The following is a 24596-nucleotide window of genomic DNA, read 5'->3' as shown; positions in this document are numbered from 1 at the left end:
TATCTCGGCGCAATCATTGCGTCATCACGGCGTCCGGCCACAGCATGGCAGCGCTTTATTAAGCGAGGATGACAAATGATGAGATAACCGGCTGGCCTGGCAAGACGCCACCGCCAACGACAAGGGGCGGTGGACAGGAGTCCCACCGCCCCGAAAGACATGTCGCCGACAGAAGGGTTGAACCCTATCCGCACTTCTTCAGACTGATATGCCCGTTTGTACCGGATAGCACCCGCTGGCAGCGTCTAGTTGCACTTCTTCAGGCTGATATGCCAGTTGGCGCCGGATTGCACCTGGTGTCTGGCGGCGAAGCTGTCCATGTTCAGGGCCACCGACACCTGCAACAGGCTGTTGAGGTAGACCAGGGGCTGGCCTTCAGGTACATCGCCAAAGCTGCTGACGTAGGGGGCCTTGCCCTCGTATTTCAGCGCATCCCCTTCGCTGATCCTGATGCAGGCGTTGTCCCCCTTGTGGATGCCTGCCTTGCCGAGCAGGGCCTCGTCGATGTTGGTCCAGACGTTGCCGTACTGCACATCCAGGATCGGGATGGTGCCCTTCAAGGTGCCATCCTGCTCGACCACGGCAGGCTGATAGGGGATGGTCACCACCTCGGCGGGCAGCAGGGGCCCCACCTGCTCGAAGCTGATGGCACCGGAGGCGAGGCGCGCGCCGGTGTAGGCGTAGACGTCGCGGCCGTGGAAGGTGTAGGACTTCTCGGAGCCCTCGAGGCGGTTGGTCTTCTCGTCTATCTGGCGCACCGCCTCGATGCCGAAGTGCTCCGCCACCAGGGTCAGGGTGCCGTTGTCAGGGCTGACGATGTAGTGGCCGCTCCTGGTCTTGAGTACCACCGACTTGCGTTCGGTGCCGACACCGGGGTCCACCACGCTGACGAAGACGGTACCCGCGGGCCAGTATTGCAGGGTCTGATAGAGGCGGTAGGAGGCTTCCCAGATGTTGTAGGCCGGGATCTCATGGGTCAGGTCATGGAGCGGCAGGGTGCGGTCCACCCCGAAGGCGACCCCCTTCATGGCCGAGACGGCGCCATCCTTGAGACCGAAGTCGGTCTGGAACACCAGAGCCTCGTTGGCAAGGGCACTCGCCCCCACCAGAGAGAGAGCGAGCACGAGGGCGCGGGGGACGATACGAATATCCATGTCAGGGCTCCTTTAAAGACGTTTGGACGTCCAGATTGCCACTCATGGCGATCTTTGCAACCCCTGATGCCCGAATGGGGGGCGAAATGACTCGCCAATCCGCCCCGTGCGGGTGTATCCATGGGGCATCCAACGCCGGGAGCACACCAGATGACCAGAGAGCATCACGACACCATTTTGCTGAGCCTGGGCAATACCCGAAGCCAGGTCGCGCTCACCGCGGCCGATGGCACCAGCCAGACATTTGCATTGACACTGGGGCTCGATGCCCTGACCCCGGGACCCTTTCGCCGAGATCCGCCGACGCCCCTGGAGCTTGAGCAAGCCATCATGGTGGTGGAGGATGTGCTGATGCCCCTCGCGGCACGGATCCCGCCCCACCCCGTGCTGCACCTGCAAAGCCCGGAGCCCCTGGCCGAGGTGCTCGGCAACCGGGTGCAGAGCCGGGAGAACATAGAGCGGTTGTTCGGTCAGCTTGCCGCCATGGTGGAGGGGGATCTCCTGGCATCGGCTCAGTTGCCGAGGGAGAAGCGCATCGCCGCCGCCCTGCTGATCCTGCGGGAGTGGATGCATCACCTGGATGCCGGGAGCGTCGTCCTGGTCGATGGGTGATGCCTTGTCACACAGCGGGTTCGAAGCGCCGCCGAGACACCGCCCAGGCCAGCCCCAGGCTTGTCAGGGTGCTGCCGACGAAGAGCAGATCCAGCGCGACGCCAAGGCCGGCCCCGTCGCTCACCCAGCCCAGCAACACGGGCACCCAGTTCGCCACATAGGCGATCACATAGAAGAGGGAGAGCAGCCGCGCATGGCTGGCCGCGGGGGCGATGCGGTTGACCAGGGTCGCACTGCCCACGAACACGGCCCCCTGGGCGTAACCCGCCACCAGCAGCCCCAACCCCGCCAGCCAGCTCGGCAGGCCGTGCACGGCCCCGGCAAAGAGCAGCACGCACAGCGCCAGGGCCAGCACGCCGCTTTGCAGGGTATGGCGAGCATCCAGGCGACGGGCCCAGAGCTGGCAAAGCCCGGAGAAGACCAGATAGGCCGCGACAAGATAGCCGAACAGCCCCAGATCCGTCATGCCCAGCATCTCGCTCACCACCTTGGGACCCATGGCCAGCAAACTGGCCGCCACCGCCCAGGCGGTGAAGAGCGCCAGGGCGCAAAGGAAGAACCCGGCCCCCGTGGCCCTGAGCCCCTCTCCCAGGGAGCCGCCACCCTGCCCGCTCGGGGCGGCCTTCGTCGCCCTCACCCCTTTGGGCCAGCTCAACACCAGCCCCCCGATGGCGCAGGCCGCCATCCCCAGGATCAGCAGAAACGGCAGCGTGGTCGGGTAGAGATCCTGCTGCAGCGCCAGCCCGCTGAACACGGGGCCAAGGGCCAGCCCGGCGGTGAACGATAATGTGGCGCTCAGCGCCGCCCGCTTGCCCCCATCCCTGGGGCCAAAACGCAGCAGCGCCACATTGGCGGCACCGGTCAGGCTGCCCGTGCCAATCCCGGCCAGCAGCCGCGCCAGCAAAAGGGCCCAGAAGCTGTCGGCCAGGGAGAAGAGCAGTGCCCCGCCCCCGACCGCCACCAAGGCAGGCAGGATCAGGGTGCGCAGATCCGCCACTCGTCCTGCCAGGTTGCCCACCCCGAACAAGGCGATGAGCACGCCCCCCGCATAGCCGCCATAGATGAGGCTGAGGCCGAGATCGCTCAGAGCCAGGGCCGCCTGGTAATGGGGATAGAGCGGGGTAGGCACGCTGCTGTTGAGCAGGGCCGACATCAGGGCGAGGGAGAGAAACCAGCGCAGACGAGGATGGACAACCTGACCTGGCTCGCAAGCCGGGACGCTTGAGACAGACATGGACACTCCAGTGGCAGACGAATGAAACCGCAATCGGGAGCGACATCATAGCGATCCCGCCCACCCCGGACTGCGGCAGTTCTGCATCACGCCGACTCAATCCTGCATCACGTCGGGGTAGCGCGGCCCTTGGCCGGGGAGCCGCAGGCACGCACCGGACCCGGTCTATCCCCTTGTGCTGCCATCCCCGCTGGCATCTAATATTGCGGCGCCAATCGGGCGTTCTGCTTGAGTGAGGAGCAAGCATGATCAATTGGGACGATGCCCGCTTCTTCCTGGCCCTGGCACGGCGGGGCAGCCTGCGGCAGGCCGGACTCGAGCTCGGGGTGGATCAGGCCACCGTCGGGCGGCGGATCACCCTGCTCGAGCAGCAGCTGGGGGCCAAGCTGTTTATCCGCACCCCCAGACACTATCGCCCCAGCCCCCTGGGGGAAGCGCTGCTGCCCCAGGCCGAGGCCATGGCGCAGGCGGCCCTGGCCATGATGCCTACGCGAGCCTGGGGGAGCTGGAAGGGGAGCTTTGCATCGCCACCACGGACACCCTGGCCCAGGGCTTCGTGCTGCCCGCGTTCACCCTGCTGCGCCAGCGCCACCCCGGCATCCGCCTCAAGTTGCTGACCGCCGTCAGCGTGAGCGACATCCCCAATCAGGAGGCGGATCTCGCCATTCGCAGCGTGCGCCCCGAGCAGGGAGATCTCGTGGTCAAACGGCTCGCCACCATCAAGATGGGGCTCTACGCCTCTCCCGACTACCTGGCCAGGCGGGGCACGCCCCGCTCGGGTCAGGCACTGCAAGAGCACGACCTGCTGCTCTTTCCCAAAGAGCTGGTGGCCCGTCACTGGCTGAGTCTGTGCGGCGAACCGCTCCACGAACCCAACGTGGTCCTGCAGAGCAATGCCCAGCTGGTGCTGATGGCCGCCGCCCGGCAGGGGCTCGGCATTGCCCTGCTCTCCACCTTCCTCGCCGAAGAAGACCCCGCCCTGGTGCGCCTGCTGCCTGACCAGCACGATCCCATCGACATCTGGATGGTGCTGCACCCGGATGTGCAGAAGACGGGCCGAATGCGCGCCCTGGTGGCAGCCCTGGAGGAGGTGTTCCAGCCCCTGCAACAGACCCGGTCACCCGCCACCCCCTGTCAAACGCACAGGGATTGAGCGGGTATGCCCCCCATACGGGGCACTTTCTTCGCAACGAACCATGTTAGAGTCCGCCGCTGTTTTTTCCTTTGATAACGGGGCCTTACATGAAGAAGTTTGTTGTTTCATCCAGTGTCATCCTGATGGCGGGCTTGCTGACAGCCTGTGCGAGCGAGTCGTCGCGCACCCTGGAGGTACCCAAGGTTGCCTCCTATCAGAGCCACTATCAGGGCGCACGCAGCCCCATCGCCGTCGGCAAGTTCGACAACCGTTCCAGCTACATGCGTGGCATCTTCTCCGACGGCGTGGACCGGCTGGGCAACCAGGCGAAAACCGTACTGATCACCCACCTGCAGCAGACCGGCCGCTTCAGCGTGCTGGATCGCGACAACATGGCGGAGATCCAGGCCGAAGCCGGGATCAAGCAACAGGCTCAGCAACTCAAGGGCGCCGACTACGTGGTCACCGGCGACGTCACCGAGTTTGGTCGCAAGGAAGTCGGTGATCATCAGCTGTTTGGCATCCTGGGTCGCGGCAAGTCACAGATCGCCTATGCCAAGGTCAACCTGAACATCGTCAACGTCACCACCTCGGAAGTGGTCTTCTCTTCCCAGGGTGCCGGGGAGTACGAACTCTCCAACCGCGAGATCGTCGGCTTCGGCGGCACCGCCAGCTACGACTCCACCCTGAACGGCAAGGTGCTGGATCTCGCCATCCGCGAGGCCGTCAACAATCTGGTGAACGGCATCGAGACCGGTGCCTGGCGCCCGGCCCAATGAGGAGAGACGAGATGACGCTGTTCCGTCCTTCTCTGCTGCTGGTCAGCGGCCTGCTGCTGAGCGCCTGCGCCCAGGGGCCGCAGACGCTCTACAACTGGGAGCAATATCAGGGAGTGGTTTACCAGCACATGCAGGGTGACGACACCGGGGTCGAAGCGCAGATCGATGCGCTGGAGAAAAACCAGCAAGAAGCGAGCGCCAAGGGGCAGGCTGTGCCACCGGGCTTTCACGCTCACCTCGGCATGCTGTACGCCCAGCTCGGCAAGGATGCCCAGACTCGCGAGCAGTTCGAAACCGAGAAGCGCCTCTTCCCCGAATCGGCCCCCTTCATGAACTTCCTGATGTCCAACAAGAAGGGAGAGACCCAATGACCCTGCGCCCCCTCCTTGCCCTCACGCTGGGCGCCCTCCTCCTGGGCGGCTGCGCACAGGGCCCCGGCTACGACTACAGCAACTTCAAGGAGAGCAGACCAACCTCCATTCTGGTGCTGCCGCCGGTGAATCACTCGCCGGACATCAAGGCGGGCCCCAGCCTGCAATCCCAGATCACCTATCCGCTCGCCGAGTCCGGCTATTACGTGCTGCCGGTGGCGGTCACCAACGAGACGTTCCAGCAGAACGGCGTGACCGAGCCCGCCGACATCCAGGCGCTGCCCATCAAGAAGCTCCACGAGATCTACGGTGCCGATACCGCCCTCTACCTCGACATCAAGGAGTACGGCACCAGCTATCTGGTCATCTCCAGCGAGACAGTGGTCACCGCCAGTGCCCGCCTGGTGGATCTGCGCACTGGCAAGCTGCTGTGGGAAGGCAGTGCCAGCGCCAGCAGTGCCGAGCAGCAGGGCAATTCGGGGGGCGGCCTCATCGGCATGCTGGTGGTGGCGGTGGTCAATCAGATTGCCAACACCCTGACCGACAAGGGCCATGAAATCGCCGGCATCACCAGCGTCAGGCTACTCAGTGCCGACATGCCCAACGGCATCCTCCCTGGCCCCCGCTCGCCGAAATACCAGGCTCGCTAAGGCGCGTCGTCTCACTCCACACAAGAGGGCGCCATGCCCTCTTGTTTCAGCCCCCCCTTTCCCCCGCCCACCATCGAATGCGTTCTTATCGTCTATCTTTTTGATATTGCTGGCTCATTTTTGTGCACACCCCATGGCGCCCCACCAACTTCATCTGGTGATGCCCGGCAAAATCAGTTACAAAAAAGGCCTCTGTCACCACGGAAGCGTTCACGCCATGGCCGCCTCACTGCTGCGTTTCCTCCCCCGTCGATGGCTCACCCGGCTTGGCTGGCTCTGCCTGGCCCTGATGGGGCTCGGATTGGTGTGCAACTACACCTACTTCGTCATCAGGCACGACATGGCGCTCATCACCGCCAAGCAGCCCAACCTGTTCGAGGTGTTCTATCAGCGGGCTCGCATCCTGGCGCCGGAGAAACTGGCCGCCTTCATCGACAACAGCAGCATCAAGATGCCCATCTTCAGCGAGAACGGGGATGCGACGGCCTATGCCTATGGCTATGATCTCCCCACCCTGAAGCGCCTGGCGGTCATTCCCGTGTTGCCCCCGGCCAACCAGATGCTCCTCGCCTACCAATACGTCATCTCCAACCCCGAGGTCCTCAACCTCTACGCCTTCTATGATGATCGCCGCATGCTTGGCATGGTCGCCAGCAAGGGGATGCTGCCGAGCCAGTTGTTGCCCATCAACACCGACCTCAGCGACATCGAGCCCTGGACCCACTATTTCGGCTGCGCCTTTTTCGCGGCCACCCATGTCCCCTGCAGCACGGATGAAACCTGGGTATCCGAGATCTACACCGACACCTTCACCGGACTGAATACCATCACCCTCTACTTCCCCTTCGTCTATTACGAGCCCGCCATCAAGGACTACCGCTATGGACTCAAGGGCATCGACATCGCCGTCGACCGGGCGTTCAAGGATGTGCTACACCCCTTCGAGAGCCTCAATCCGACCCGGACCGTCCTCTCCTTCGAAGAGGTCGAGCCCTGCCGCCCGTTCCACCTCTGCCTGAGCACGCCGCTGATGCGCACTCAGGCAGGCAATGATCTCTACCTCAAGTGGTCATACAGTTACGGCGATTTCATCCGGTCCGTGCTCTACGGGGCGGCCTTCAAGCTCTATCTCATCATCCTGCTGCTGATCATGCTGACGGGGCGCAGCCTGGTTACCCGCCTGCGCACCCTGGCCCAGACCGACCACCTGACCCGACTGCCGCGCCGTGACATCCTGAACGAGGCGCTGCTGCAGGAGCACGACTACCTGATGATCCTCGACATCGACAACTTCAAGTCCGTCAACGATACCCATGGCCACGGGGTGGGTGACCTGGCGCTCGTCGCCTTCACCGCTCATCTCAAGGCCAATATTCGCAGGGGCGATGTCGCCATTCGCTGGGGCGGGGAAGAGTTCATCGTGCTGTTCAAGGGGATGGACGATGACAACATGATGCATCACTCCGCCGCCCGTCTGCTGGAGCGGCCATTGCGCATCCCCGAACTGCCCGCCCCCATCACCTTCTCCGCCGGAGTGACCCGCATTCGCGATTACCTGACGGTGACCGAGGCGGTGCAACTGGCCGACGACCTGCTCTATCACGTCAAGCAGCACGGCAAGCGCAATATCGCCTATTACCAGGGGCAAACCATCCGCCTTGTCCGCGATCCGGGTGACAATTCGGCCCCCTGAGCGGCCCGGCTTCTGCCGCTCCCCTGCTATCTGTTACCATCCCGGCCACGCTGATTGTTTCCGTCCCGGCCACGGGGCGGGATAACCCCATACTGGTGCCCTATGTCCATTGCCTCTTTCGCCGAACTGGCCCTCTCCCCCCGCTTGCAGCAAACCCTGGCCGAGCTTGGCTACGCCGCCCCCACCCCGGTGCAGGCCAGCGCCATCCCCCTGATCCTCGCGGGGCGGGATCTGATGGCGGGCGCCCAGACCGGCACCGGCAAGACCGCCGCCTTCGTGCTGCCGCTGCTGGAGCAGTTGCTGCAACACCCGACGAGCGATGGCCCTCGCCCCATCCGCGCCCTGGTGCTGGTGCCGACCCGCGAGCTGGCGGTGCAGGTTGCCGAGAGCGTCACTCGCTACGCCAGGGGCACCACTCTCACCAGCACGCTGGTCTACGGCGGGGTGAGCATCGCCGCACAGGTGGAGGCGCTGAACGCCGGGGTGGATATCCTCATCGCCACCCCGGGCCGCCTGCTCGATCACCTGCGCCAGGGGGCGCTCACGCTGGCCGAACTGCGCCATCTGGTGTTTGACGAGGCGGACAGGATGCTCGACATGGGCTTTATGGACGAGATCCAGGCGCTGTTGAAGCAAATCCCGGCGGATCGCCAGACCCTGCTGTTCTCGGCCACCTGCGATGACAACCTGTTTGCCCTCTGCAAGGTACTGCTGCGCGACCCGGCGCTGGTGGAAGTGGCACCGCGCAACACCACGGCGGCCGAGGTGGAGCAGCGGGTCTATGCGGTGGACAGCGATCGCAAGGTGGCGCTGGTCCAACACATGCTGACCGTGAAGGGCTGGGCGCCGGCGCTGATCTTCAGCCGCACTCGCCAGGGGGCCGACAAGCTGGCCCAGCAGCTTGGCAAGGGGGGCATCAATGCGCTCGCCTTCCACGGGGATCTGTCACAGAGCGCGCGGGAAAACGTGCTGCTGGCGTTTCGCGCAGGCACCTTGCAGGCGCTGGTCGCCACCGACGTGGCGGCCCGCGGCCTCGATATCACGGATCTCAACCATGTGATCAATCTGGAGTTCCCCCATCAGCCCGAGGATTACGTCCATCGCATCGGGCGCACCGGCCGCGCCGGCAACAAGGGGCTCGCCATCACCCTGTTCAGCCCGGAAGACGCCCCCCTGCTGGAAAAAGTCGAAGCCGTGCTCGATACCCGCCTGCCCCAGCAGTGGTTCCCGGGCTTTGAGCCGGATCTCACCCGCTTCGACCCCGAGCCGCGCCGCGCCAGCAAGGGCGCCCAGAAGCAGAAGGCCAGAAAGCAGGCCCTCGCGGGCAACAAGGGCGGCAAGGGACGAAAATCCTGACACGACTGTTTGCTGGGGCAGCCATGCGCCTGCCCCAGCATCACCCCTCTCCAGACCCAGGCCTGTGGGGTGACGCCAACCGCTTTCCTGCCCCCCTGTTCTGCCCCGCGCCCCCCTCCTCAGCCCGCTTGCCCTGACCCGGCGACCCTTTGCCACACTCTGCTACAAAAGAGGTAGTCAGGGGGCACACTTTCGCCACAAAGCAGGCGTGCAATGGAGGCATGGACAAGGAGGACATCATGAAACCCGCATCCCTCGTCTGGGCCCTGCCCCTGACCCTCACCCTGCTCTGGCTCGCTGGTCTCACCCAGTGGCCCGCCAGCGTCTGGCCCTGGCGCCACGAGCTGCTAATCCTGACCGGTCTGCTTGGCCTCGGCGCCATGACCCTCTCTTTGCTGCTGGCCCTGCGCCTGCCGAGGCTCGAGGCCTGGTGCGGCGGGCTGGATCGCATGTTGCGCCTGCACCGCAGCAGCGCCCTCTGGGCCACCGGCACCCTGATGTCCCACTGGCTGCTGGTGGAGGCCCCCAAGTGGGCCGTCACCGCCGACTGGCTGACCCGGCCGGCACGCCGCGGTGCAGGCGCAGGCGCAGGCGCAGGCGCAGGCAGCGATGACCTGTGGCACGAACTCGGCAATACCCTGGGGGAATGGGGTTTCTATCTGCTGCTGGCCCTGGTAGCGGTGAGCCTGCTTGCGGTGGTGCGCTACGAGCGCTTCCGGGTGGTTCACCGGCTGGCCCCCGTCATCTATCTGATGGGCTGGCTGCACGGGCTGTGCCTGCTGCCACGCATCGGCGTCCTGACTCCGGTCGGCCTGACCCTGCTTATCGGCGGCGGGCTGGGTGCCCTGGGGGCGCTCTACTCCCTGTTTGGCCGGGTGGGCAAGAACGCGCGTCACCAGGGGACGGTCAGCGCCCTCGCCCCCCTGGATGAGCGCACCCTGGAGATCCGGGTTGCCCTCACCGCGCCCCTGCACGGCTACCGCCCCGGACAGTTCGCCTTCTTCAACTTCGCCGGGCGCGGCGAGCCCCATCCCTACACCCTGGTGGATGTCTCGGCAGACTACCGCTCTCTGACCCTGGCGGTGCGCGCCCTCGGGGATCACACCCGCTGGCTGCACCAGCACCTCAGGGTGGGGGATGCCGTCATCGTGACCGGCCCCTATGGCGCCTTCGCCCTGCCGGATCCCGCCCCCGCGCTCTGGATGGGCGCCGGTATCGGCATCACCCCCTTCGTCGCCTGGCTGGAGGCCCTGGTGCGCCGCGGCGAAAAACGCCCCGGCACCACCTTGCTGCAATGCGCCCCCACCGCCGAGGCCGCCCCTTATCACAATCGGCTGGCCGAGCTGTGCCGCCGGGCCGGAGTCGACTACCGGCTGCATCTGGAGTCAGAGCGCGGCCGACTGGATCTGGCCGCCCTGGGTGAACGCCAGCACACCCCGGTGTGGTTCTGCGGCCCCGAGCCCATGGCCCACACCCTGGATGCCCATCTGGCCGCCCCGCTGCACCGGGAGCTGTTCCGCTTCCGTTGACAGATCAGCCCGGCGCGTTCAGTCATTGGCCTGATATTAGGGAAACTGGGAGACAGGCGGGCACGGGCCCCCTTGAGCGGGCCACGCCCCCGCCGCCCGCACGCTGCCGCCCCAGGGAAAGTGCGAACAAGTATCCCAAGAACAAAAAATGAAAATTTTAGCCATTTAATATCAATGGGTTACCAGTAAATGCTCTCGTGCCATATGACTTATTCGCACCTTCCCTAGCAAGCTGAGTTTACGACGTGCTACTTTCTCGTTGGTGGTCATACGGTGACTCCAGATAACACGGTAGGGGTACCGTTTTGTTATCCGGTTTGAAGCCGTATGACCACTCCCTTTTGTGGGCAACTGTCAGGTGAATACCATCTCCATACAAACTATTGATAACAGCATTGACCACAGCAAAAATTTAGAGGGTTGCAATTAATATCTTTAAATAAAAACAAGCCAATATAGATAATAAAAAACCACCCGCATAATGGGTGGTTTTTTCATTATATTCGGACGAACCCGAGAGATTTAACCCACAACACCAATCACTCCAACGGCGGCGTGCGCGGCGGCACCTGGCGCTTGCTGCCGGTGGACTCGAAGGCCGAGGCGACGCGCAGCAGGTTGTTGTCGTCATAGGCGCGACCGGCGAAGGTCAGGCCCACCGGCATACCGATATCGGCCATGACGCCCATGGGGACGGTGACGGTCGGTACGCCGAGGTGGCGAATGGCGAGGTTGCCGTTGGCAACCCAGATGCCGTTGCTCCAGGCGATATCGGCGGAGGCCGGATTCACGTCCGCGTCGGCCGGGGCGACATCGGCAACTGTGGGGAACAGCACGGCGTCGAGCTTGAGCCCGTCCATCCAGTCTTCCAGGTCCAGCTTGCGGGTCTGCTCCAGACCGCGCAGGCCATCCGGCACTGTGGCGATCTCGTCCCAGGATTTCAGGCCGCGCTTGGCCATATTGACGTACTCGTCCATGCCCGCCGCCAGATCGCCCTCGCGGTTCGGCAGGGTGCCCGGATCGTGGGGGAAGATCTTCGGCCCATCGACATCGGCCAATTTATTGAGCTTGGGATCGCCGTTGGCGCGCAGGAAGTCGTCGAACGCCCAGCCGGAGAGCTCCCACAGCTCGTCGTTGAGAAACTCAGGGCTCACGATGCCGCGATTGAACACGGTGGGCGCGCCGGGTCTGTCCCCTTCGCAGTTGGAGACCAGCGGGAAGTCCACTTCGATAACTTCGGCGCCCGCGGCTTCCAGTGCCTGACGGGCCTGCTCCCACAGCGCGATCACGGTCGGACGAGTATGGATGCGCTGACCGGTCGGGCCGCCGATACCGGGGTTGTCGCTGGTGCCGGCCAGTTCATCCTTGTTGATAAACATGCGCGGCACGCCGAGGCGCTTGCCCTTGAGGGCATCGGCCTTGGCAGCCAGTTCCAGATAGGACGCCGGACGCACTTCGGAGGCCTTGGGCAGTTGCACCCAGGGCTGCATGCGCCAGAGATCGCCACGGGTATCGCTATCGTCGGCGACCACTACGTCGAGCACTTCCAGCAGATCGGCCATGGTGCGGGCATAGGGCACGACGACGTCCATGGTCGGGGTCAGGGGCCAGTTGCCACGCACCGAAATCACGCCACGGGACGGGGTGTAGGCACACAGGCCGTTGTTGGAGGCAGGGCCACGGCCGCTCGACCAGGTCTCTTCGGCCAGACCGAAGGCGGCGAAGCTGGCGGCGGTGGCGGTACCGGCACCGTTGGAGGAGCCGGAGGCAAAGGGCGCGGTCAGGTAGTCGGCGTTGTAGGGGCTCTCGGCACGGCCATAGACGCCGCGCTGCATGCCGCCATTGGCCATCGGCGGCATATTGGTCTTGCCAAGGCAGATGGCACCGGCGGCGCGCAGGCGCTCCACGGTAAAGGCATCGCGCTGGGCCACCAGATCCTTGAAGGCCGGGCTGCCGGAGGCGGCGGTCAGCCCCTTGACCAGGTAGCTGTCCTTGGCGGTGTAGGGGATGCCGTCGAGCGGCCCCAGGGTTTCGCCACGGGCACGGCGGGCATCGGACGCTTGCGCCTCTTTCAGGGCATCGGGATTGGGCACCACGACGGCGTTGAGGCGGGTTGGTGTCTCGGGGCCGTCATAGGCTTTGATCCGCGCCTGATAGGCCTCGACCAGTTCGACCGCTGTGGTACGGCCTGATTCGAGCGCGGCACGCAGCTCGGCAATGGAAACCTCGGTCACTTCGATCATGGGGATCTCCTGTAAAAGGGTGACTGTTTGTAATGATGATCGCCGCATCGGCGCCTGCGACCATCACGTCATCAAGAGATAAAACCCCACGGCGTGGGGTTTTGAATACCAACCTCGGCTGGCTTGGAACAGGTTCTTACTTGCCAGAAGGAATTTGCTGAGTAATGCAGTGGATATTGCCACCGCCCAGCAGGATCTCCCGGGCCGGTACGCCAACCACTGTGTGCTCCGGGAAGATCTCTTCCAGAATGCGCTGGGCTTCGCCATCGGTGGCGGCATCCAGCAGCGGGTAGACGATGCGATCGTTGGTGATGAGGAAGTTCACATAGGAACCGGCCAGACGGCCTTCTGCCTCGCGCGGCACACCGCTGCCGCTCTCGACGCCAGCGGACTCCTCTTCGGTGCAGTAGAGCGGGCCCGGCTGGGGCAGCTTCCAGATTTTGAGCTTGCGACCCTTGGCATCGACCGCCGCTTCCAGCACCTTGAGGGCGGCCAGGGAGCGGGCGTACTGGGGATCGCTCTGGTCGTCTGTCCAGTGCAGGGCCACTTCACCCGGACGCACGAAGCAGCACATGTTGTCGATGTGGCCGTCGGTCTCGTCCATGTAGACGCCTTCGTCCAGCCAGATGAAGCTCTTCACGCCCAGATAGTCGCGTAAGTAAGCCTCGATCTGATCCTTGCTCAGGTGCGGGTTGCGGTTCTCGTTGAGCAGGCACTCGGCGGTGGTCAGGCAGGTGCCTTCGCCATCCACGTGGATGGAGCCCCCTTCCAGAATGAGCGGCGCGGCGTAGCGATCCAGGCCGTGCTGCTCCAGCATCCGGGCTGCCACTTCCTCATCCTGGTTCCAAGGGTAGTAGAGACCGCCCTTGTGGCCGCCCCAGGCGTTGAAGCCCCAATCCACGCCGCGGCACTCACCGGCGGCGTTGGTGACTATGGTCGGGCCTGTATCGCGGGCCCAGCAGTCATCGCTGGCCATCTCCACCAGGGTGACGTGGGCGGGCATGATGGCGCGGGCCTGCTCCATGAACTGTTCCGGCACCCCCATAAAGACCGGGGTGGCCTGCCCGATGGCATCGGCCACCTTGGCGAAGGTGGCTTGCGCGAAGCGACCGGCGCCCCGCCAGTTGTCCGGGCGGAACGGCCAGATCATCCAGACGGCCTGCTGGTGCGCCCACTCAGCGGGCATGGTGAAGCCGTCGGCGGCCGGAATGGAGTTGATGGTCTTGATGCTCATCGCAAGGCTCCTTGCATGGATTGAGGCCCCCACCTTGACCTGGGAACCCTGGAAAAATAAGAGTGGGTCGCAGTGTAAGAAGTTGCGCGCCCATCCATCAAATGAATAGGATGGATTGTCCCATAAACACGGCGAATAATCCCCACCATGAAACTGCACCAGCTCGACCTCAATCTGCTGCTCGCCCTTGACGCCCTGATGACGCAAGGGAGCGTGACCCGCGCCGCCGAGTCGCTCTTTATCAGTCAGCCCGCCATGAGCCACGCCCTCAATCGCCTGCGGGCCTTCTTTGACGATCCGCTGCTGGTACGCACGCCCCAGGGGATGCTGCCGACCCCCCGGGCCCAGCGGCTGCATCTGGGGGTGCAGCAGGTGCTGCGGCTGCTGGAGCAGCAGCTCTCCGAGGAGGAGCTGTTCGAACCGCGCCACTCCAAGCGCCGCTTCGTGCTCTGCACCACGGATTACGTGGAGTGCGTGCTGATCCCGCCCCTTATCCAGCGCCTCAGGAAGCTGGCCCCCGGGGTCACCATCGAGATCCGCATCCTGCGCGACACCCTGCCGGAGGCGGAGCTGGCGAGCGGCGAAATCGACCTGGTGCTGGGGTTTGACGAGTACATGCAGGTGCCAGGCTATCTGGGCAAGGAGACCTGGCTCACCGAGCCCCTGGCCGGACTGGTGCGCGCCACCCTGGAGCTGGAGGAGGAGCGTATCACCCTCGCGCAGCTTATCGAGATGCCCCACGTGTTCCACTCGCCGCTGGGCACCTCGGAGGCGAGCCTCGACCGCTATTTGCAGAGCCTGGGCCATAGCCGCACCATCTCGGTCAACAGCCAGAGCTATATGTCCGCCGCCGCCATCGTGAGCCAGAGCGATCACCTGCTGGTGCTGCCCAGCATGGTGGCGGAGCTGCTCGCCAGCCACTGGCCGCTGAAAAGCCTGCCCCTGCCCGACGACGTGCCGGACTATCACCTCAACTGTGTCTGGCACCCGGTGCATGCGCAGCAACCCGCCTTGATCTGGTTGAAGACGTTGATGAAGGATCTGGTGAATCCGGGCTAAGCGGCTGCGGTTGGCAGTTCCGCCCCCTCATCCCCAACCCTCCTCCCATTCTTTTGTAAATGAGCGGGAGAAGGGGGCAAAACCCCTGCTGCGTGTGGCATTCCCAGCAACAACAAAGGCTCCCGCGGGAGCCTTTGTTGTTTCCATCCTCGCCATCACGCCCGCAGGGCGCTCATCATCCGGGCGACGACACCGGCCAGCAGAGGGCGGTCGGGGTGGCACTGGGCGAAGGTGACCAGTCCCTGGATATGGACCTGCAAGAAGGCGGTCAGGGTGGGGATGTCCCCCTCTTTTGCCAGCTCTCCCTGCGCCTTTGCCAGGGCCAGCTGCCCGGCCAGATCCTGTTCCAGCTCGCCGTAGATGGCCTTGAAGCGAAGGTGCAGCTCCTCGTCCTGCTCCGCCAGCTCCATCAGGGTGCGGGTCAGCAGGCAGGAGCCCTGCAGGGCATCGTCCACCACCTGCTCGAGGAAGGCGTGCAGCCCCGCCAGCGGGCTGGGCTGTGCCAGGCAGCGGCGGCGCAGGGCCCCCTTCTCTGCCACATAGTGATCGACCGCCGCCAGCAGCAGGCCGCGCTTGTTGCCAAAGGCGGCATAGAGGCTGCCCGGGTGCAGGCCGGTTGCGGCCACCAGCTCCTGCATGGTGGTCTTGGCATAGCCTTTGGCGCGAAAGGCTTCCATGGCGTTTCGCAAGACGGCATCCCGATCGTATTCGGCGCTGCGCATGGGGTCTCCGGTGGCAAGGTCCCGCGGGACGGAAAAAACAGGGCGGCAAGTTTACCCCAGCCTCCCCCGTCAATCCATGTTGAATGCTTGCTCAAAAAATACTTGCACACAAACCAAAAAACGTCTTGAATGCCCGTTCAAGAATCACTCCCTCAGGACAGACGATCATGAATACCCTGTTTCAGCCCTATCGCCTCAACGACACCCTCACCCTCGCGAACCGTTTCATGATGGCCCCCCTCACCCGCTGCATGGCGGGCCCGGGTCTGGTGCCCACCGAACAGATGGCCGCCTACTACGGCCGCCGCGCCGACATCGGCCTCATCATCTCCGAAGCCACCATCATCCGTCCGGACGGGCAGGGCTACCCCAATACCCCTGGGCTCTACAGCGCCGAACAGATCGCCGGCTGGAAGAAAGTGACCAGCGCCGTGCATGCCAACGGCGGCAAGATCTTCGCCCAGCTGTGGCACGTGGGCCGTCTCTCCCACCCCTTCTTCCACCACGCCGAAGTGCTGGCCCCCTCCGCCGTCGCCCATGAGGGCACGGTGCCGCGCATGCGCGAGCTGGTCTATCAAGTGCCCCGCGCCCTGACCGGGAGCGAAATCGCCCAGCTGGTCGAGGATTACGCCCAGGCCGCCGCCAACGCCATCGAGGCGGGCTTTGACGGGGTGGAGATCCACGGTGCCAACGGCTACCTCATCGATCAGTTCCTGCACCACGCCAGCAACCTGCGCACCGACAACTACGGCGGCAGCCCCGAGAACATGAGCCGCTTCGCGCTGGAGGTGGTGGATGCCATCGCCGCCCGCATTGGCGGGGATCGCACCGGCCTTCGTCTCTCCCCCGGCGCCTATGTGCACCTGGAAGGGGATGCCCGGGATCGCGCCGTGTTCGACCACCTGCTGGCCGAGCTGAACCAGCGTACTCTGGCCTATCTGCACCTGGGTATCTTCGATGACAGCCTCACCTTCGACTACCTGGACGGCCGCGCCTCCGACTACCTGCGTGCCCGCTACGACGGCCACCTGGTGGGGGTCGGCAACTACAGCGCCGAGACCGCGCTCGAGGCCATCGAGGCGGACCGCTTCGACCTCGTCGCCATCGGTCGCCCCCTCATCGCCAACCCGGACTACCTCGCCAAGGTGAAGCAGGGAGAGGCGCTGACCCCCTATGCCGACACCATGCTGGCCGAGCTGGTCTAACCCTCGCCGGCGCCTTGCCTGACCAAGGATGGGATCCGCGCCCCCGCGCGGGTTTCCAATGTTTGGGCCCTCTCCCGGGCCCTTTTTTCTGCCTGCCTTTCGCCCTTTTTCACGCAAATGGTTGTCACCAACAACCAAAAGATGGTATTGGTTGCGCACAACAACCAAATACCATCACAAGGAGACAACCCCATGGATCCCCGCCCCCTGCGCGCCCTGTCGAGGGAACTGGTACGCGAACTCGGCATGCTCTCCCAGCAGTGCGGCTCGCTGGCCCTGAGCCCACTGGAGGCCCACCTGCTCATCGAGCTGGAGAACGGTCCCGCCACCAACCAGCAGCTTGCCGAGCGCCTTCGCATCGACAAATCCAACGCCAGCCGCCCCCTGGCCCGCCTCGCCGAGCGGGAGCTGATCGCCTGGCAACCCCACCCCTCTGACGGGCGCAGCAAGGAGGCGAGCCTCACCGAGCCGGGCAAGGCACAGCTTGAGGAGCTGCACCGGCAGATGGACGAGACCATGGCGGGGGCCCTGGCCCAACTCTCCCCCGCCGAGTGCGAGCAGATCTGGGAGGGCATGCGGCTCTATCGCAGCGCCCTCTCCCGCGCCCGCCGCCAGCAGGGCTTCGTCATCCGCCCCATCACCCCGGCCGACAATCCCCGGATCGCCGCCGTGGTGCGCGCCGTCTCCGCCGAATACGGCCTCACCGCCGACAAGGGGTATGGCGTGGCGGATCCCAACCTCGATTTTCTCCACGAGACCTATCAGGGGGAACGCAGCCGCTACTGGGTGATTGAGGGGCCGGACGGCACCATTCTTGGCGGGGGCGGCATAGCGCCGCTGGCGGGGGCACCGGATGTGTGCGAGCTGCAGAAGATGTACTTCCTGCCCGCCCTGCGGGGGCTGGGCCTGGGACGGCGGCTGGTCTTGCAGGCGCTGGCCGAGGCTCGCGCCCTGGGTTACCAGCGCTGCTATCTGGAGACCACCGCCGTGCTGCGGGAAGCCACCGCCCTCTATGAATCTCTGGGCTTCGAACACCTGCCGGGGCCCCTTGGCTGCACGGGCCACGACGCCTGCGAGATCTGCATGGTGCTGGCGCTCGACTAGCTCAAACAACAACAAGGGGCCCATGGCCCCTTATTGTTTCATCTTGCGCCCCCTGATCAGCCAGCGCGCTGCTCCAGGGTCCCAGCAGGCCGGGAAAGCGGTCGCTTGGCCCAGACCCCGGCCAGCAGAGAGCCGGACAGGTTGTGCCAGACCGAGAAGAGGGTGCCAGCCATGGCCGAGGCGGGAGTGAAGAATTTCATGGCCAGCGCCGTGGCGAGGCCAGAATTCTGCAACCCCACTTCGAAGGCCACGGTGCGGCAGATCCGCTCCTCAAAGCACAGCCAGCGACTGACCCAGTAGCCCGCCGCAATGCCGATGCCGTTGTGCAGGATCACCGCCAGCGCCACGATGGGGCCGATGCTGGCGAACTGCCCTGCGTTGAGGGCGACCACGATGGCGATGATCATGACGATGGCGGCCATGGAGACGAGCGGCAGCACGGGCTCGATACGTGCCGTCAGGGAGTGGAGGAAAACATTGGCAACCACCCCGAACACCACGGGTATCAGCACTATCTTCACTAGGCTCAGCAGCATGTCCAGCACCGGCACGTCGACGCTCTTGCCAGCCAGCAGCTGCACCAGCAGGGGGGTGACGAGTACCCCGAGCAGGGTGGAGAGAGCTGTCATGGTGATGGAGAGAGCCACATCGCCCTTGGCCAGATAGCACATCACGTTGGAAGAGGTGCCACCGGCGACGCTGCCCACCAGCACCATGCCCACGGTCAACTCGGCATCAAAGCCCAGCAACAGGCTGACCAGCAGGGCGGCCAGCGGCATCACGCTGAACTGCAATACCAGCCCGAGGCCGATGGCCTTCTTGTTGCGCACCACGTCGAGGAAGTTCTGGGGTTTGAGGGTCAGCCCCATGGCCAGCATGATGATGGTCAGCAGCGGCACTATCTGGCCCTTGAGGCCGACGAAGGGCTCGGGCTGCCAGTAGGCCAGCAGGGAAAACAGCAGGGCCCAAAGCGGGAAGAGGTGGGTGATGCGTCCAAGCATGGTGTACTCCTTGTTATTGTCCAGACGCGGGCAGACCAGGGGATGCCCGCAGGGAACTTTCTCTTATACCAGCTTTGTCGCCGGCAGGCCCGTGTAGCGGCGCTCAGGAAGGGAAATAGAACCAGGCGGTCTGGATAAGACCCTCCTTCACCTCGAACACCGCCACGCTCTCGATGGGCTCGAGGGAGAGGCCGTGGATCAGCTCGTGATCAAACACCTTGTTGCCCAAGACGGTGCGTGACAGCAGCTCGGCCTTGAGCAGCGGGTTGTTGAATCTGTGCTCCGCATAGAAGGCCCGCAGCGCCCCCTTGCCGACTGTGCTCGGCGTCTCGGTCGGCATGCGATAGCCTTTGAAATCCGGGGCAAAGCAGGCCACGAAGGCATCGAGATCGTGGGCATTGTAGGCGGCAAACTGCGCCTCTACGGGTTGGGTGACGGACATGTCTCTCTCCATGAATGAAATTTAAATCACTTATCCTTGATTTTTATTCACCCATCAAGCCCCGGATGGGGATCGCCGCCCCTTCCAATGAAACGCCCCATAACAAAAAACCCCGCCGAAGCGGGGTCTCTCTGGTCATCAGCCACCCGCTGGGTGCGGGCGGGGTGATCAGTGTTCGCGGGTCTGGCGGAAGTGAACGTCCGGGTGACGCTCCTGGGCCAGGCGCAGGTTGACCATGGTCGGCGCGATGTAGGTGAGGTTGTCACCCCCATCGAGGGCCAGGTTGACCTCGTTCTTGCGCTTGAACTCTTCGAACTTCTTGACGTCGGTCCCTTCCACCCAGCGGGCGGTGGCGACGTTGACCGCCTCGTAGATGGCCTCGACGTTGTACTCGCTCTTGAGGCGCGAGACCACCACGTCGAACTGCAGCACACCGACCGCACCGACGATGAGATCGTTGCTGATCAGCGGACGGAACACCTGCACCGCCCCCTCTTCGGAGAGCTGCACCAGCCCCTTGAGCAGCTGCTTCTGCTTGAGGGGGTCACGCAGGCGGATGCGGCGGAACAGTTCCGGCGCGAAGTTCGGGATGCCGGTGAACTTGAGATCTTCACCCTGGGTGAAGGTGTCGCCGATCTGGATGGTGCCGTGGTTGTGCAGACCGATGATGTCGCCGGCACAGGCCTCGACCGCCTGTTCACGGTCACCGGCCATGAAGGTGACGGCGTCGGAGATGTTCACGTCCTTGCCGATGCGCACGTGACGCATCTTCATGCCCTTGGAGTAAGTGCCTGACACGATACGCATGAAGGCGATACGGTCGCGGTGTTTCGGGTCCATGTTCGCCTGGATCTTGAACACGAAACCGGAGAACTTCTCCTCGGTCGCCACCACTTCGCGGCTCTCGGCCTTGCGCGGCATGGGGGCTGGCGCCCAGTCGGTCAGGCCATCCAGCATGTGGTCGACACCGAAGTTGCCGAGGGCGGTCCCGAAGAAGACCGGGGTCATCTCGCCAGCGATGAAGGCATCGTGATCGAACTCGGGAGAGGCGCCCTGCACCAGCTCCAGCTCGCCACGCAGCTGGGCAGCCAGATCTTCGCCGATGGCGGCATCCAGCTCGGGGTTGTTCAACCCCTTGACCACCCGCTTCTCCTGGATGGTGTGGCCCTGACCGCTCTGATACAGGTAGGTCTCGTCCTTGTAGAGGTGATAGACACCCTTGAAGGATTTGCCGCAGCCGATGGGCCAGGTGATGGGGGCGCACATGATGTTGAGCTCGCGCTCCACCTCGTCCATCACCTCCATCGGATCGCGCACTTCGCGGTCCAGCTTGTTCATGAAGGTGAGGATGGGGGTGTCGCGCAGCCGGGTCACTTCCATCAGCTTGCGGGTCCGGTCTTCAACACCCTTGGCGGCGTCGATGACCATCAGGCAGCAGTCGACCGCCGTGAGGGTACGGTAGGTATCTTCGGAGAAGTCCTCGTGACCCGGGGTGTCGAGCAGGTTGACCAGGCAGTCGGCGTAGGGGAACTGCATCACGGAAGTGGTGATGGAGATACCGCGCTGCTTCTCCATCTCCATCCAGTCGGATTTGGCGTGCTGGCCCGAGCCACGGCCCTTGACGGTACCGGCGCGCTGAATGGCCTGTCCGAACAGCAGGACCTTTTCGGTGATGGTGGTTTTACCCGCATCCGGGTGCGAGATGATCGCAAAAGTGCGTCTCTTGGAGACTTCACTCAGAAATTCAGCTGACATAATTCGACGTTCTTCTATTGAGCGGCGGCCTGGAGCCACCGTGGGAAAAATGCGGGACAGCACCTTGGAATCAGGGCGCCCATGCAGACAACGACACCACGCGGGCGGGTCAGTGACCGCCGGTGGAGACAGGAGAAGCGCGTTGCATTACATGGGTCTGGCCCCGGATCAAAGCAAAATTGCGCGGCATTATACCCGCGCGAGTGAAAAATACCCAGCCCGCTATCACGGGGGCCCGGGGTCGGCCTCACCGGGCCGTCATCACCCGGTTGCGCCCCGCCAGCTTGGCCTCGTACATGGCCTCGTCGGCCCGGCGTACCAGCTCGCCCAGGTTGTCATCCTCGGGTTTGTACTGGGCGCAGCCGATGCTGATGCGGATGGGGTGATCCGCAGGCACCCCCTCAATCTCGAGACGGGCGACGGCTTGGCGGATCCGCTCCGCCACCTCGACGGCCTCGTTCAGGAGGGTATCCGGCAGCAGCACCAGAAACTCCTCGCCGCCGTTGCGCCCCACCCTGTCGAGGCTGCGCAACTGCTCCTCGATGCACTGGGCCACGGCGGTGAGCACCCTGTCCCCCACGTGGTGGCCCAGCTGGTCGTTCACCTTCTTGAAGTGATCCACATCCAGCAGCACGCACAGGGGTTTGCCCTCCTCCCGGGCCTGGGTGAACCATTTGCGCCCCTTGGCCTGGATCTGGCGCCGGTTGTGGATGCCGGTCAGTTCGTCCGTCATGGCGAGGCGCTGCATCTTGCGGGTGCGCCCGCGCTGGTGCACCACCAGGGTACCCATCACCACCAGCAGCAGGGCCACCACCAGGTATTGCCAGTAGCGCCGCTCCTGCAACTGCTTGAGTTTCTCCGCCTGCAACTGCTGCTGGGACCTGAGGGTCTGGTTTTCCAGCTCCTTGCGGGCGAGATCGAACTCGAAACGCATCTGCAAGGAGCGCTGTTCCCGCAATCTGAGCTCGAGGGCCTGGCGGGTCTCGACATAGGTCTTGAGGCTGGTGAGGGCCGACTGGATGTGCCCCTGACGCTCCAGCACCCGGGCCCGTGTCTCATGCACCCGGACGAGGAAGCGCAGGTTCTGCTCCCGGGTAAAGATGGGCTCGGCCTCGTCCAGGTGCCGCAGCGCCTCGCCGGGTCGGTTCAGGGCCTCGAGGACCTCGGCCATGACGAGGTGCCAGTGGCCCAGGGTGACGCTGTCCGCCCCCTCCCCCTGATGAAGGGAGGCTGCCGCCTGATCGAGCTTGATCATGGCCTGGTCCGGCTTGCCCTGTTTCTGCAGGATAGTGGCCAGCTCTATCCGGCTCCAGGCCAGGACCCCTTCCTGGTTTGATCCCATATAGTAACGCTCCGCTTCGGCCATCAGGGGCAGCGCCTTGTCGTACTCTTCGGTGTCGATGTAGAGGAGCCCCTGCTGGCTGTGAATGTCCACCAGGTACTCCTCGACCCCGAGCTGCCGGTAGTCGTGCTCCAGCTCCTTGAAATAGCTCTCGGCCCGCTCATAGAGCCCCATCCTGCGATAGGCATTGGCAATATTGGCGAGCACCTCGCGCCCCTTGGCCTCCAGCTCGAGCGCCTCGTATCGCTGGTGGGCATCGATGAGATCCATCAGCCCCTCCGCCAGCTCCCCCTGGTAGGAGTACATCTCCCCCCGCAGGCTCAGGATGTCGGCACGCTGACGCTCATCCCCGAGCCGGCGAGCCAGGGTCAGGGCGGCGTCGTAATCCTCCCCGGCCCCGGCCATGTTGCCGAGCAGTTGCCGGTGATAGCCGCGACAGGCGAGCAACCCCACCTCGGTGACCCTGTCCTTGCGGGCACGGGCCTGTGCCAGCCCCTGCTCGGCAAACGCCACCGCGCGGCGAAACTCCTCGTCCCGTTCACCCGGCAGGGCCCAGCACTGCAGCCGGGCAAGACGCCCCTGCACCTCGGGCGGATAGTGTGCCTGTTCGGCAGTCAGGGCGGCGACGCGCTCGCGAAACACCTGCACCGGCATCGCCGACTCTTCCAGCTGCTGCAACGCCAGCTGCAACTCGTGCCCGGCCAGTGGCGCCGCCTGGGCCAGGGCAACCCCCAGCCACAGCAACAGGCCACATCCCATCAGGATCTTCATGCGGACTTTTTCTCCTCTTCACCGGCCGGACGCCACGCTCATCGCTGTCATCATATCCCCACAGACTCTGGGCGCACAGCCGTCAGAGGGTGGGAAAACGCCTCATATCGGACGAGAGCCTCCCCTATCCCCTTCTTTACAGAAGGAGTAGAGTGCATCGACTATATATGCTTTCGAACAGGGGAAGGGATGAGGAATGACCTACGAGGAGCTGAGGGAGGCTTACGACAGGTTGTTGCTGGAGAACGAGCGTCTCAAACGCATCGCGGATGACGCGCGGGAGAAGCTGGACGCAGCCATGGACGGCACCGGCCTGTGCATCTGGCAGAACCATGTGCCCACCGGCAAACTCATCATCTTCAACCGGCGCTGGGGCTCCATGCTCGGTTACCAGCCCAAGGAGCTGTCGGCCCACTTCGACGTCTGGCGCGCCCACCTGCACCCGGAGGACAGGGAGCAGGTGCTGCAGGCCTTCTTCGATCATTTGGAGGGCAAGAGCCCGTTTTATCAGGCGATGCACCGCATGATCGCCAAGGATGGCAAGACCACCTGGGTGCTGGACCGGGGCCGGGTGGTGGAGCGGGATGATCAGGGCAACGCCGTCCGGGTGATGGGCACCCACATCGACATCACCCACGAGAAGGAGTACGAGCAGCAGCTCGCCCAGCTTGCCCACCGGGATCCCCTCACCGGCCTGTTCAACCGCACCGCGCTGCACCGCCACTTTCCCGGGGAGTACCAGGCCATCTGCTTCATCGATCTCGATGACTTCAAGCTGGTGAACGACAACCTGGGCCACCGGGCAGGTGACGAACTGCTGGTCTCCCTTGCCCAGCGCCTTCGCCACTGCTGCGGCGAGGAGGTACGGCTGGGGCGCATCGGCGGGGACGAGTTCGTGCTGCTGCTGCCCTGGGCGTGCGACGATCCCCGCACCAGCCACCTCGCCCGCCAGTGCATCGATGCCATCGCCACCCCCTTCGAGCTGCCCAACGGGGACGCCTCGGTGGGACTGAGCATGGGGATTGCGGCCATCCGGCCCCAGGACGATTTCGGCGCGGCGCTGGCCCGGGCGGATCAGGCCATGTACAGGGTCAAACGCAGCGGCAAGCGGGGTTTTTATATTGCCCAGCCAAGCGGTCAACCGCTGCTGGATCAGGAGCAGGTCAACGAACGGGGCCTCTACCACAGGCCCACTCTCTGAGCCT

22 protein-coding genes are annotated in these 24596 nt (G+C 64.4%); 13 read left to right on the top strand and 9 right to left on the bottom strand.

Translation table 11 applies throughout. From position 1 onward, the window contains the following. Positions 1 to 245: 245 nt before the first annotated feature. Entirely contained in the window at positions 246 to 1154 is a 909-nt protein-coding gene (locus I6L36_RS16930) for an S-adenosyl-l-methionine hydroxide adenosyltransferase family protein (RefSeq protein WP_109112563.1), read from the bottom strand. A gap of 150 nt (positions 1155 to 1304) precedes the next feature. On the opposite strand from I6L36_RS16930, the gene I6L36_RS16925 reads away from it, so the two are divergent. After that, entirely contained in the window at positions 1305 to 1766 is a 462-nt protein-coding gene (locus I6L36_RS16925; RefSeq protein ID WP_109112564.1) for a hypothetical protein, read from the top strand. 7 nt (positions 1767 to 1773) lie between these two features. On the opposite strand, the gene I6L36_RS16920 is transcribed toward I6L36_RS16925, so the two are convergent. Then, a complete protein-coding gene (locus I6L36_RS16920) occupies positions 1774 to 3000 on the bottom strand; it encodes an MFS transporter (RefSeq protein ID WP_109112565.1) in 1227 nt (408 codons plus the stop codon). Between the two features lie 245 nt (positions 3001 to 3245). On the opposite strand from I6L36_RS16920, the gene I6L36_RS22040 reads away from it, so the two are divergent. From I6L36_RS22040 to I6L36_RS16885, 8 genes are all read left to right on the top strand, one after another. Further along, complete coding sequence (locus I6L36_RS22040) at positions 3246 to 3617, top strand: LysR family transcriptional regulator (protein WP_254052388.1); 372 nt, start codon at positions 3246 to 3248, stop codon at positions 3615 to 3617. Next, positions 3557 to 4153 (top strand): LysR substrate-binding domain-containing protein, encoded by a 597-nt coding sequence (locus I6L36_RS16915; RefSeq protein ID WP_254052389.1) that lies wholly within the window; start codon positions 3557 to 3559, stop codon positions 4151 to 4153. The genes I6L36_RS22040 and I6L36_RS16915 overlap by 61 nt, the downstream gene beginning before the upstream one ends. A gap of 89 nt (positions 4154 to 4242) precedes the next feature. Continuing rightward, positions 4243 to 4914 carry a CsgG/HfaB family protein gene (locus I6L36_RS16910; protein ID WP_029313711.1) on the top strand — a complete coding sequence of 224 codons (672 nt, stop codon included), beginning with the start codon at positions 4243 to 4245 and terminating at the stop codon, positions 4912 to 4914. An 11-nt stretch (positions 4915 to 4925) separates the two neighbouring features. After that, positions 4926 to 5285: a DUF4810 domain-containing protein gene (locus I6L36_RS16905; RefSeq protein WP_042016536.1), complete on the top strand. Its 360-nt coding sequence runs from the start codon at positions 4926 to 4928 to the stop codon at positions 5283 to 5285. After that, positions 5282 to 5935 (top strand): DUF799 domain-containing protein, encoded by a 654-nt coding sequence (locus I6L36_RS16900; protein WP_109112566.1) that lies wholly within the window; start codon positions 5282 to 5284, stop codon positions 5933 to 5935. The genes I6L36_RS16905 and I6L36_RS16900 overlap by 4 nt, the downstream gene beginning before the upstream one ends. A gap of 217 nt (positions 5936 to 6152) precedes the next feature. Continuing rightward, positions 6153 to 7628, top strand: coding sequence for a GGDEF domain-containing protein (locus I6L36_RS16895; RefSeq protein WP_216986747.1), 1476 nt, complete (start codon positions 6153 to 6155; stop codon positions 7626 to 7628). A gap of 102 nt (positions 7629 to 7730) precedes the next feature. After that, positions 7731 to 8984 (top strand): DEAD/DEAH box helicase, encoded by a 1254-nt coding sequence (locus tag I6L36_RS16890; RefSeq protein WP_216986746.1) that lies wholly within the window; start codon positions 7731 to 7733, stop codon positions 8982 to 8984. Positions 8985 to 9205: 221 nt separating this feature from the next. After that, entirely contained in the window at positions 9206 to 10513 is a 1308-nt protein-coding gene (locus I6L36_RS16885; protein WP_216986745.1) for a ferric reductase-like transmembrane domain-containing protein, read from the top strand. Between the two features lie 539 nt (positions 10514 to 11052). On the opposite strand, the gene I6L36_RS16880 is transcribed toward I6L36_RS16885, so the two are convergent. Together I6L36_RS16880 and aguA are read right to left on the bottom strand one after the other, a co-directional pair. Then, on the bottom strand, positions 11053 to 12756 hold the full coding sequence (locus tag I6L36_RS16880) for an amidase (protein WP_109112373.1): 1704 nt from the start codon (positions 12754 to 12756) through the stop codon (positions 11053 to 11055). Between the two features lie 136 nt (positions 12757 to 12892). Next, on the bottom strand, positions 12893 to 13990 hold the full coding sequence (gene aguA, locus I6L36_RS16875; protein WP_109112372.1) for an agmatine deiminase: 1098 nt from the start codon (positions 13988 to 13990) through the stop codon (positions 12893 to 12895). Between the two features lie 147 nt (positions 13991 to 14137). Here aguA and I6L36_RS16870 point away from each other — a divergent pair, with 147 nt between their 5' ends. Continuing rightward, a complete protein-coding gene (locus I6L36_RS16870) occupies positions 14138 to 15049 on the top strand; it encodes a LysR family transcriptional regulator (protein WP_109112371.1) in 912 nt (303 codons plus the stop codon). A gap of 155 nt (positions 15050 to 15204) precedes the next feature. Here I6L36_RS16870 and I6L36_RS16865 read toward each other — a convergent pair whose 3' ends face one another. Further along, positions 15205 to 15771, bottom strand: coding sequence for a TetR/AcrR family transcriptional regulator (locus I6L36_RS16865; RefSeq protein ID WP_010672924.1), 567 nt, complete (start codon positions 15769 to 15771; stop codon positions 15205 to 15207). Positions 15772 to 15938: 167 nt separating this feature from the next. On the opposite strand from I6L36_RS16865, the gene I6L36_RS16860 reads away from it, so the two are divergent. Next, positions 15939 to 16976 carry an alkene reductase gene (locus I6L36_RS16860; protein WP_039039415.1) on the top strand — a complete coding sequence of 346 codons (1038 nt, stop codon included), beginning with the start codon at positions 15939 to 15941 and terminating at the stop codon, positions 16974 to 16976. Between the two features lie 192 nt (positions 16977 to 17168). Continuing rightward, entirely contained in the window at positions 17169 to 18080 is a 912-nt protein-coding gene (locus I6L36_RS16855; protein WP_080990037.1) for a bifunctional helix-turn-helix transcriptional regulator/GNAT family N-acetyltransferase, read from the top strand. A 56-nt stretch (positions 18081 to 18136) separates the two neighbouring features. Here I6L36_RS16855 and I6L36_RS16850 read toward each other — a convergent pair whose 3' ends face one another. The 4 genes from I6L36_RS16850 to I6L36_RS16835 form a co-directional block, all read right to left on the bottom strand. Further along, complete coding sequence (locus I6L36_RS16850) at positions 18137 to 19081, bottom strand: bile acid:sodium symporter family protein (RefSeq protein WP_109112370.1); 945 nt, start codon at positions 19079 to 19081, stop codon at positions 18137 to 18139. 103 nt (positions 19082 to 19184) lie between these two features. Next, positions 19185 to 19523 carry a nuclear transport factor 2 family protein gene (locus I6L36_RS16845; RefSeq protein WP_104451827.1) on the bottom strand — a complete coding sequence of 113 codons (339 nt, stop codon included), beginning with the start codon at positions 19521 to 19523 and terminating at the stop codon, positions 19185 to 19187. A 168-nt stretch (positions 19524 to 19691) separates the two neighbouring features. Then, the gene (prfC, locus tag I6L36_RS16840; protein WP_103255304.1) at positions 19692 to 21281 is read right to left on the bottom strand and encodes a peptide chain release factor 3; all 1590 of its coding nucleotides are present in this window, start codon (positions 21279 to 21281) and stop codon (positions 19692 to 19694) included. Between the two features lie 244 nt (positions 21282 to 21525). Next, the gene (locus I6L36_RS16835; protein ID WP_109112369.1) at positions 21526 to 23391 is read right to left on the bottom strand and encodes a diguanylate cyclase; all 1866 of its coding nucleotides are present in this window, start codon (positions 23389 to 23391) and stop codon (positions 21526 to 21528) included. Positions 23392 to 23587: 196 nt separating this feature from the next. Between I6L36_RS16835 and I6L36_RS16830 the strand changes: the two genes are divergently transcribed. Further along, positions 23588 to 24592, top strand: coding sequence for a sensor domain-containing diguanylate cyclase (locus I6L36_RS16830; RefSeq protein ID WP_109112368.1), 1005 nt, complete (start codon positions 23588 to 23590; stop codon positions 24590 to 24592). The last annotated feature ends 4 nt before the right edge of the window (positions 24593 to 24596 follow it).

Source organism: Aeromonas sp. FDAARGOS 1406, from assembly GCF_019048565.1.
Lineage (GTDB): Bacteria > Pseudomonadota > Gammaproteobacteria > Enterobacterales > Aeromonadaceae > Aeromonas > Aeromonas caviae.
This window is presented reverse-complemented; position numbering and strand designations above follow the sequence as displayed.